The sequence below is a fragment of the Rhodobacter sp. JA431 genome, from assembly GCF_900217725.1.
In the GTDB taxonomy this organism is placed as follows: domain Bacteria; phylum Pseudomonadota; class Alphaproteobacteria; order Rhodobacterales; family Rhodobacteraceae; genus Rhodobacter; species Rhodobacter aestuarii.
This window is the reverse complement of the sequence record NZ_OBMP01000004.1, coordinates 401,898-411,134: the sequence shown is the minus strand read 5'-3', so window position 1 is coordinate 411,134 and position 9,237 is coordinate 401,898. Positions and strand designations below refer to the sequence as shown.

Below are 9,237 nucleotides of genomic sequence, written 5' to 3'. Positions count from 1 at the left end.
GAAGCTAGAGCGCCGATATGTCTCGGTTCGCAGTCGCATTCGCGCCCAAACCGCCCACATATCTCTTCAGATATCCATCAATGTCAAAGAGCAAGGAAACAAAATCAACCAGTAGCGCCAATCACTCGCGGCGCTGCTAGCCAACAGCATCTCCATTTTTCCGTTCGCTTTCAGTGTCTTGCGACCCGTCCGGCGCACCGTCGCGGTGTGTTCCGCTTCGGTGAGGGGGCTTTTACGGAGACTGCCCGAGGGGCGCAAGAGCCAATTTCAAAAAAGTTGCGATTTTTTGCGCGCACCCCGCTTGAGCCCTTGCTGCATTGGAAAAATCTCTCGGAACTTTCTTTGGGGGCAAATGACACCCCTGACGTCAAGGAAAGAATATTTCCCCAGAAGCCGCCGAAACGCATTAATTTTCTGAGTGCATTACGGTCAGGTGTGAATCAGGCCGAGTCACCGGCTAATTTTTCTTCGTGAAGCGCGCCGATTCCGCGTTTTGGGCGATCAAGAGCAGATCCCGCATCCAGATTCGCCCCAAAGATCTTCGCGACTCGGAGCCTGCGGAGCAAGCTCGGCGGCGCGCTCCCTCGACCGGGCTCACCTGAGCGGGCCCATCCCTGTCCATTTACGACAACAGGCGGCCCGCACGGGACCGCCTGCGCAAGTTTCTGGATGAAGCGCCTGAGAGGCAAAGGCCACACGGACGCCGGATTAGAGCTTCAGCGCACCTTTCGCGGCCCGGGCAATCACCAGCTCTTCATTGGTTGGAATGACCCGCACCGCCACCCGGCCGGTGGAGATGTTCCGGGCATGGGCTTTGTTCGCCTCGACGTCCATTTCCACACCGGCCCATTCGAGCGCCTCACAGACCTCTTCGCGCACCAAGGCAGAGTTCTCGCCGATCCCGCCACAGAAGACGAGCCCGTCGAGCCCGCCCATGGAGGCGGCAAGCGACGCGATCTCGCGCGCGACCCGGTGACAGAAGTAATCAATCGCCTCGCGCGCATGTGGGTCTTTGGAGGCCTCCAGCGTGCGCATATCGTTCGACACGCCCGACATGCCCAAAAGGCCGGAGCGTTTGAACAGCAGCTCGGTGATCTCGGTCGCGCCCATCTTTTCCTGATCCATCAGGTAAAGCACGACGCCTGCATCCAGCTCGCCCGCGCGCGAGCCCATCGGCAGGCCTGAGAGCGTGGAGAAGCCCATCGTACAGGCCATCGACTGGCCATTATGGATCGCGCAGACCGAGGCGCCAGAGCCCAAATGCGCCACCACCACACGGCCCGCCCGCAAATCGGGCTCCTCGGCGGCCAGCACGCTGTCGATGTAATCGTAGCTCAGCCCGTGGAAGCCATAGCGGCGCACACCCTTTTCGTAATAGTGACGCGGCAGGGCATAGGTATCATCGACAAACGGATGTCCGCGGTGAAACGCGGTATCGAAGCAGGTCACATTCGGGACACCCGGAAAGGCCTCGATCGAGGCCCGCACGCCCGCCAAATTATGCGGCTGGTGCAAAGGCGCAAAGGGGCTGAGCCGTTCGAGGTGATCAAGCAGCACCTCGGTCACCGGTTCGGGTTCGGCGTGATCCACACCGCCATGCACGATACGGTGACCAATCGCGATGATCTCAAGGCCCGGCAGGTCATTGCGAAACGCCGCAAGCGCGGAACGCAAAGCAATCGTATGGGTCGCGAAATCATCTGGTCCAAAGCTGGGCACCGGCATGGCTGCGCCTGTGGCATCTTTCAGCTTCAGGCTCGCCTCTGGCGCCCCCAAGCGGTCCACATGGGCCGTTGCCAGTGCCTCTAGCGCCTCATCGAAGAGCCCCAGCTTGAGCGAGGACGACCCCGCATTGAGCGTTAAAATCGCTTTCGTCATCAATTCCCCCCCGTCAAACGATTCCAATGGATCGAGGCCACCGCCGCCGAGGCCAGACGCGCCATCGCACTATCCGAACGCGAGTTCAGGATCACCGGAACCCGTGCGCCCAGCACCACGCCCGCCGCTTCTGCATGGCTGATATAAGCAAGCTGCTTGGCCAGCATATTGCCCGCATCAATGCCCGGCACCACCAGCACATCCGCTTGCCCCGCCACCGGGCCACGCAGCCCTTTGGTGCGCGCGGCACCAATATCGACCGCGTTGTCCATCGCAAGGGGGCCATCAACCACGCCACCTTTGATCTGGCCGCGCTCGGCCATTTTGGACAGAAGCGCAGCATCAATCGAAGACGGCATCGAGGGGTTCACCGTCTCGACGGCGCTGAGAACGCCCACTTTCGGGGTTTCCATGCCAAGCGAAATCGCCAGATCAATCGCGTTTTGACAGATGTCCACCTTGGTCGCGAGATCGGGGGCAATGTTGATCGCCGCATCGGTGACCAAAAGCGGGTGGCTGACGCCGGGCACATCCATCACGAAGACATGGGTAAACCGCCGCCCCACGCGCAGCCCGGTTTGCTTGTCCAGCATCGGGCGCAGCAGGTCATCGGTGTGCAAATGCCCCTTCATGATCGCCTGCGCGCGGCCCTCATGCACCAAGGCCACAGCCTGACGCGCGGCATCGCGGTGGGTCATCATCTCCAGCACTTCGTAATCCGCCAAAGATTTGCCAAGCGCTTTCGCCGCCGCCTCGATCTTTTCGGGTTTGCCAATCAGGATCGGACGAATAAGCCCGCGCTCGGCGGCGATCATCGCACCTTCAAGTGCGGTTTGCTCTTCGGGGCAAACCACGGCGGTCTTGAGTTCGGGCAGGTCTTCGGCCGCTTCAAGCAGCTTTTCAAAGTGGCGGTGGCGCTGCACGATCAGGCCGGGCGCATCAATCTCTTCGTAGCGGATATATTTTTCCGGCGCATGCACCCGGGCTTTGCCCTCGCAGATCAGGGCCTCATCCCCTACCCGGCGCACCTCTGTGTTGAGCACGACAACGCCTTCCGCCTCTTTCGAGGCGACGGTGACTTTGGCGATCAGCTCTTCCCCGGCTTTGACGTAGTTTTGGAAGCTCAAAGATTGGTCTTTGTAGCGCGTGCCCGGCCCCGGCAAAATCGAGCCCAAAAGCGAAGAGATCATCGAGGCCACAAACAGCCCCGGCGCATAAGGGACCGTTTTGTGGCCCGCGTCATCAGCACGTTCCACATGCATCGGGTTGTGGTTCCCGGTCGCCGCGACAAAAGCATAGATATCATCTGCTGTGCAGAGCCTGCGCAACTCGGCGCTCATCCCCGGTTGCAGTTCATCATACATGCGGCTTTCGAAAATCATCCCGGGCTCCTTTTCCTTCTCGACCCATCGCGCATTTTAAGCCCCCGTGGGGCAGGGGCAGCGCGCGCTTGCCAGTGTCCTAACGATGCCCGCTAGCAGCAACATTGATCGGTGACAAACGGATGTGATTTTTTCGCCCCTTCCCGCCTCGCGGCGATCCGCCTATGAGGGGCGAAAATGGCGGAGGTGAACATGGCAGAAGCATCCTTTTGGCAAGAGCTAGAAACCCTTTTGGGCGCGCGTCTCGTGCGTACAAAGGCCGATTGTGACCTGCATGGCCGGTCAGAGACGTGGTTCACACCCACGCCGCCCGAAGCCGTCGCCTATCCGCAAAGCACCGAAGAGGTCGCCGCCCTCACGAAGATTTGCAACGCCCATCGCGTGCCCGTGGTGGGTTGGGGGGCTGGCACCTCGCTTGAAGGTCATGCTTTGGCGGTACAGGGCGGGATCGTCGTCGACTTCCGACATATGAACAAAGTGCTTGAAACCCACCCCGAAGATCGGCTGGTCCGGGTGCAGCCGGGGCTGACCCGCCAAGAGCTCAACACCGATCTGCGGGCGACGGGGCTCTTTTTCCCGGTGGATCCGGGCGCCAATGCCTCGCTTGGCGGCATGGCGGCAACGCGTGCCAGCGGCACCACCACGGTGCGCTATGGCTCGATGCGGGACAATGTGGCTGCGCTTGAGGTCGTGTTGGCCGATGGCCGGGTGATCCGCACCGGCTCGGGCGCCGCAAAATCGGCCTCTGGCTATGACCTGACGGCTCTGATGCTGGGCTCCGAAGGGACGCTTGGGCTGATTACCGAACTGACGCTGCGCCTTCATGCCCAGCCCGAGGCGATTTCCTCCGCCGTTTGCGCCTTTGACACGCTTGAAGCCGCAGTGGAGACGGTGCAAATGGTGATGCAAATGGGCATCCCGATGGCGCGGATCGAATTTGTCGATGAAGAAATTGCCCGCGTCTTTAACAAGATGAATGGCTCGTCTCTGCCCGAAAAGCCGCATCTGATGATCGAGTTTCATGGCTCAGACGCGAGCGTCGCCGAGGCCAGCGCGCGCTTTGGCGAGGTGGTGACGGATATGGGCGGGGCCGATTTCCAATGGGCCACCACCACCGAAGACCGCAATCGGCTGTGGAAAATGCGCCACGGGGCCTATTCGGCCTGCCTTGCCGCGCGGCCCGGCTGCATGGGGCTGGTGACCGATGTTTGCGTGCCGATGTCCCGTCTGGCCGAAGCGGTCGCCAAAGGCCGGGCGATGCTTGATGCTGCGGGGCTCACCGCGCCGATTTTGGGCCATGTGGGGGACGGGAACTTCCACGCCATCGTGCTTTTGGACCGCGATAACGCGGCCGAGCTACAAAAGGCCAAGGACGTTGCGCATGATCTTGCCCATATGGCGCTGGACATGGGCGGCACGATCACGGGCGAGCATGGCATTGGCATGGGCAAGCGCTACATGATGGCCGAAGAACATGGGACCGCTTGGTCCGTCATGGGGGCAATAAAAATGGCGCTCGATCCGCATAATATCCTCAACCCCGGGAAAATCGTGCCCGCACCGGGCGAGGCTTGCTGATGCTCGCCGATCCCGCAGACTTGCCTCGCCGTTTTGCCGCGCTTTGGGGCGCGCATGATGCGCGGGGCATTGCCGCGCTTTTCGCCCCCGATGGGGAGTTTCTTAGCCTCACCGGAGGGGCCGCGCAGAACCCAAAAGAGATCGCCGAACTTTTGGCGGGGGAATTTGCCGGGGCGTTTCAGCGCGCGCGCTTGGTGACCGGGCGCACCCGGTCGCGGCCAATTGGCGACAGCGCCGCCGTGATCTGGCAGCGGTTCGTCTTGTCCGGCCTCGTGGATGAGAAGGGCGCAGAGGCAGGCCGGATCGGCGCTGCCTTCTGTGCTACATTGGAACGTGTTGGCTCCGGCTGGCAGATCGTTTCGGCGCAATTCGTGGTGGAAGCATAGAGCCACAAACGGTGCCTTGGGTTGACATCCCTCCGGGGCGTGCCGATTACAAAAGCCAAATAGGAAAAGGTCAAACGCGCATGGCGTGGAACGCAGACAGGACCAGCGATGCCTTTTTGAGGGTGCTGATCGGGCTGGCGCGGCGGGTGCCATATAAAACGCGGGTGCACCTGTTTGGCTGGCTTACGGGTTGGGTCGTGGCGCCGCTCGCGGGCTATATCTCCAAGGCGGTGCGCAACCTGCAACTGATCCACCCAGAGATGTCCTCTGCCGAAGCGAAACGCATCGCACGTCGGGTCTCGGTCAATTTCGGGCGCAGCATCATCGAAAACTACAGCAAGGACGACTTGTCCGAAGTGCTGAAAAACAGCACGGTTGGCGGGCCGGGCCTTGCGGCATTTAAAGACGCTCTGGCCGAAGGGCGTGGCGTGCTGGCTGTCTCTGGCCATATCGGCAATTATGAGACCCTGCGCGTCGCGATCCACAATATGGGGTATCCCGTGGCGGCGCTTTATCGCCCGGCCAAGAACCCCTATTTCAACGAACACTATAAAACGACGATGGAAAGCCTGACCGGCCCCGCCTTCGCGCAGAGCCGCAAAGGGGTCGTCTCTTTCACCCGGCATGTGAAAAACGGCGGCGTCGCGGCGATGCTGTTTGACGTGCGCGCCACCAGCTATCCCGATATCAGCTTTTTCGGCTACCCCGCCCCGACCTCGACCTTTGCAGCAGAAATGGCGATGAAAACCGGGGCGCTTTTGCTGCCGATTTTCACGCATCGCTGCGAAGACGGCATCCATCACGATGTCCACTTCGAAACGCCGATTGCCCATACGAACCCGCGCGAAATGACCGAAGAAATGACCCGGAGACTGGAAGCACAAATCCGCCGCTTCCCCGATCAATGGCTTTGGGTGCATGATCGCTGGGGATCAGAAGATCTGCGCGCGCGACGCGCCAATAGGAGTGACACGCCATGAAACTCGGCCACCGCGAAATCGGCCCCGACCATCCGCCGCTGGTGATTGCGGAAATCGGTATCAACCATGGCGGTTCGCTTGACGTCGCCAAGGAAATGGTGCGCTTGGCCGCGGCCTCTGGCTGCGAATGCGTCAAACACCAAACGCATATCCTTGAAGACGAGATGACCGATGAGGCGAAGCAGATCTTTCCGCCCAATGCCGACGTCTCGATTTGGGAGGTGATGGCACGCTGTGCGCTCTCGCGCGAAGATGAGATTGCGCTCAAGGACTATACCGAAAGCCTTGGGATGATTTATCTCTCCACCCCGTTTTCGCGCGCGGCGGCGGAATTTTTGGAAGAGATCGGCGTGGTCGGCTACAAGATCGGCTCGGGCGAGGCCGACAACCTCCCGCTCATTCGCCATATCGCGCGCAAGGGCAAACCGGTGATCTTGTCCACGGGGATGCAAACGATTGAAACGATCCGCGCCAGTGTTGAAATCTTGCAGGCCTCGGGCGTGGAGTTTGCGCTTTTGGAATGCACCAACCTCTACCCCTCCCCGCCGGAGATCGTTTCGCTTAAAGGCGTAACCGAATTGCAAAGCGCTTTTCCCGGTGTGCCGGTGGGCTTTTCGGACCATTCGATTGGGCCGGAAATTGCGCTGGCCTCTGTCGCGCTCGGCGCCTGTATCCTTGAGCGGCATTATACCGACACGCGCTACCGCATTGGCCCCGACATCATCAACTCGATGGACCCGGCAGAACTGCGCTTCCTGATTGACCGCTCGCGCGAGATTTGGATTGCCGCCAACAACCCCAAGCAACGCACCGAAGCGGAAGAACCCGTCTATCGGTTCGCGCGCGCCTCCGTGGTGGCGGATGCCGATCTGCCCGAGGGCCATGTGATCACCGAAGCCGATATCTGGGCCCGTCGCCCCGGCTCGGGCGAGATTGCCGGCTATGACTTTGACAAGGTGGTGGGCAAACGCCTCACCCGCGCCGTGACCCGCAACACGCAGTTGAAATGGGAGGATCTTGCGTGAGTGCAGCCCCCGTCCCAATTTTCGTGATCTCTTTGGCCCGCGCCACAGCGCGCCGTGCCCAAGTTGAAAACGAATTTGCCAAAATCGGTTTCGATTATGCGGTATTTGACGGGGTGGACGGGCAAGCCTGCGAGGCCGAACTCAGAAAACGCACCGACGAAGCGGCTTGGCGGCGCAATATGGGGGCGCCGTTATCTTTGGGCCATCTCGGGTGCTACGCGTCCCATGTGGAACTTTGGCGCCAAATTGGTGCCGGGCAAGACGAGATCGTCTTGATCTGTGAAGACGACGTGACCTTCACTCCAGACTTTCCAAACGCGCTGCAAAACGCGCTAGAGCTTGCCGATCGTTGGGATATTGTTCGGTTCTCGCGGATCCGTGCCAAAGGCCCGCTGAAACAGGTTCGGCGTGGACACTTCACGCTCAACGCCTATTGGGGCCCTTTCACCGGCAACGGCTGTTATTTGATCAAACGCAGCGTGGCAGCACGGCTTGCGGAAAGCTTCTACCCGATCACGCGCGCCCATGATCATGAACTCAACCGCTTCTTCGAGCATGATATCCGCTTGATGGGGCTGGAACCCTTCACCGCACCGCCACGCGACCAAGGGGAAAGCTTCATCACCGGAACGGCCATGGCAGATGCGAAGAAATTCCCCAAACATAAACGCTTGGCCTATTATTGGCAGAAAATCGCAAACTATGGGAAGAGGTTACACTGGTTGGCGCGCCAAGGCCTCTTTTCAGTGCTAGGCTCCTAAGGGTAGCATGCTACAAGATGAAGATCACCCCGGAGTTGAGTAAATGGTACCCGCCTGGAAGATCAAACGCGAGCTGAACCGCATCAAAGACCAGATCCTGCATCTGCCGCAAACCTTGTCCAGCCTGCCTGGGCGGATGCGCGAATCACAAAAACGCGCCGACTATTTGCGAGACTTCGACAAGTTGACACGACGCTCCCAAGGCACTCAGCCCTTGGCAGACCGTGTCGCCATCTTTTTGCTATACCAGCCTAAGGGCATCACCCGATCTGCGCTTGCCACATGCGACTGGCTCCGCGCGCAGGGCTATGCCCCGTTTCTTGTCTTGAACTGCGCGATCGCTGACGAAGATCGCGCCCTGCTACTGGAAAACTGCTGGAGCCTGCTGGAGCGGCCAAATTTCGGCTATGATTTTGGCGGCTATCAAGATGCCATCCGGCTCTTAAACCGTGATGGCATCACCCCAGAGAAACTGATCGTGATGAATGACAGCGTCTGGATGCCGATGCGCCCGGGCCTGCTAGAGCAGCTTGAAGCAAATTTTGCAGACGCAGATATCTGCGGACTTTTGCAGGATGAAAAGGTCATTCACGACACCAAAGGTGGCCATGCGAGCGCTTTCTCGCATCTCGAGTCCTATTTCTACCTGATCCGTCGCAGCGCATGGCAACACCCGGAATTTCAAGCGTTCTGGCACAATTACAAGATGACTGACTACAAGCCGAAAACGATCAAGAACGGCGAAATTCGGTTTTCTCGCGCGATGGCTGCGGCCGGTCTCAAACTTACGGCCCTTTCCCGCCGGGAAGTCTTTTTGCAAGAAATCCAAAAGAAGGATGATGCCTTCCTCAGGAACACGCTGAAGTATGCAGCTTATGCCGATGCAGATATCATCCGACGCGCGAAGCACATCGCCGCATTAGATGCGGCACATCCGGAATGGCGCGAAAAGGTGCTTGACCACATTCGCCGCGCGGTGAACCGTAAACGGTTCAATGCCAGTTTTCCTTATGCCAATGAACAGATTTTTGGTACACACTTCCTGAAGAAAAGCAGCGAACCCATCTGGAGCGCGATGCGCTCCGCTTACCTGCGCGCCTTGAATGAAGGGATGGTCAGCGCACCGCCGCCCGCCATCGCGGATGAGATTCTCGCATTGCAGACCAAAGACCAGCCGCCAAAAGCGCCGGCTTTGACCAAGCTTGCGCGCCGAGGGGCTGCCAACACACTGTGACCGAGAAAGCGAT

The 9,237-nt window shown here is 59.7% G+C and carries 9 protein-coding genes; 7 read left to right on the top strand and 2 right to left on the bottom strand.

All coding sequences use genetic code 11. The features are described 5' to 3' along the window. Positions 1-474 (top strand): hypothetical protein (locus CRO18_RS18980; RefSeq protein ID WP_212710117.1); only part of this gene is annotated, 474 nt, incomplete at its 5' end. Positions 475-708: 234 nt separating this feature from the next. Here CRO18_RS18980 and CRO18_RS11145 read toward each other — a convergent pair. Together CRO18_RS11145 and CRO18_RS11140 are read right to left on the bottom strand one after the other, a co-directional pair. Next, on the bottom strand, positions 709-1,878 hold the full coding sequence (locus tag CRO18_RS11145) for an acetate/propionate family kinase (protein WP_097082151.1): 1,170 nt from the start codon (positions 1,876-1,878) through the stop codon (positions 709-711). Further along, positions 1,878-3,260 carry a bifunctional enoyl-CoA hydratase/phosphate acetyltransferase gene (locus CRO18_RS11140; protein WP_076486284.1) on the bottom strand — a complete coding sequence of 461 codons (1,383 nt, stop codon included), beginning with the start codon at positions 3,258-3,260 and terminating at the stop codon, positions 1,878-1,880. The genes CRO18_RS11145 and CRO18_RS11140 overlap by 1 nt, the downstream gene beginning before the upstream one ends. Before the next feature lie 192 nt (positions 3,261-3,452). On the opposite strand from CRO18_RS11140, the gene CRO18_RS11135 reads away from it, so the two are divergent. The 6 genes from CRO18_RS11135 (at position 3,453) to CRO18_RS11110 (ending at position 9,224) form a co-directional block, all read left to right on the top strand. Further along, positions 3,453-4,838: an FAD-binding oxidoreductase gene (locus CRO18_RS11135; RefSeq protein WP_097082177.1), complete on the top strand. Its 1,386-nt coding sequence runs from the start codon at positions 3,453-3,455 to the stop codon at positions 4,836-4,838. After that, positions 4,838-5,224: an SgcJ/EcaC family oxidoreductase gene (locus tag CRO18_RS11130; RefSeq protein WP_076486283.1), complete on the top strand. Its 387-nt coding sequence runs from the start codon at positions 4,838-4,840 to the stop codon at positions 5,222-5,224. Before CRO18_RS11135 ends, CRO18_RS11130 begins: the two co-directional genes overlap by 1 nt. 80 nt (positions 5,225-5,304) lie before the next feature. Beyond that, on the top strand, positions 5,305-6,204 hold the full coding sequence (locus CRO18_RS11125; protein ID WP_097082150.1) for a lysophospholipid acyltransferase family protein: 900 nt from the start codon (positions 5,305-5,307) through the stop codon (positions 6,202-6,204). Beyond that, entirely contained in the window at positions 6,201-7,229 is a 1,029-nt protein-coding gene (locus tag CRO18_RS11120) for an N-acetylneuraminate synthase family protein (protein WP_097082149.1), read from the top strand. Before CRO18_RS11125 ends, CRO18_RS11120 begins: the two co-directional genes overlap by 4 nt. After that, positions 7,226-7,990, top strand: a complete 765-nt coding sequence (locus tag CRO18_RS11115; RefSeq protein WP_170952640.1) for a glycosyltransferase family 25 protein — start codon at positions 7,226-7,228, stop codon at positions 7,988-7,990. Before CRO18_RS11120 ends, CRO18_RS11115 begins: the two co-directional genes overlap by 4 nt. 43 nt (positions 7,991-8,033) lie before the next feature. Then, complete coding sequence (locus CRO18_RS11110) at positions 8,034-9,224, top strand: rhamnan synthesis F family protein (protein WP_097082147.1); 1,191 nt, start codon at positions 8,034-8,036, stop codon at positions 9,222-9,224. Positions 9,225-9,237 lie beyond the last annotated feature (13 nt).

Coding starts and splice junctions, on each gene's coding strand:
- CRO18_RS11145 (WP_097082151.1), bottom strand. CDS start 1,878: ATGACGAAAGCGATTTTAACGCTCAATGCGGGGTCGTCCTCGCTCAAG.
- CRO18_RS11140 (WP_076486284.1), bottom strand. CDS start 3,260: ATGATTTTCGAAAGCCGCATGTATGATGAACTGCAACCGGGGATGAGC.
- CRO18_RS11135 (WP_097082177.1), top strand. CDS start 3,453: ATGGCAGAAGCATCCTTTTGGCAAGAGCTAGAAACCCTTTTGGGCGCG.
- CRO18_RS11130 (WP_076486283.1), top strand. CDS start 4,838: ATGCTCGCCGATCCCGCAGACTTGCCTCGCCGTTTTGCCGCGCTTTGG.
- CRO18_RS11125 (WP_097082150.1), top strand. CDS start 5,305: ATGGCGTGGAACGCAGACAGGACCAGCGATGCCTTTTTGAGGGTGCTG.
- CRO18_RS11120 (WP_097082149.1), top strand. CDS start 6,201: ATGAAACTCGGCCACCGCGAAATCGGCCCCGACCATCCGCCGCTGGTG.
- CRO18_RS11110 (WP_097082147.1), top strand. CDS start 8,034: ATGGTACCCGCCTGGAAGATCAAACGCGAGCTGAACCGCATCAAAGAC.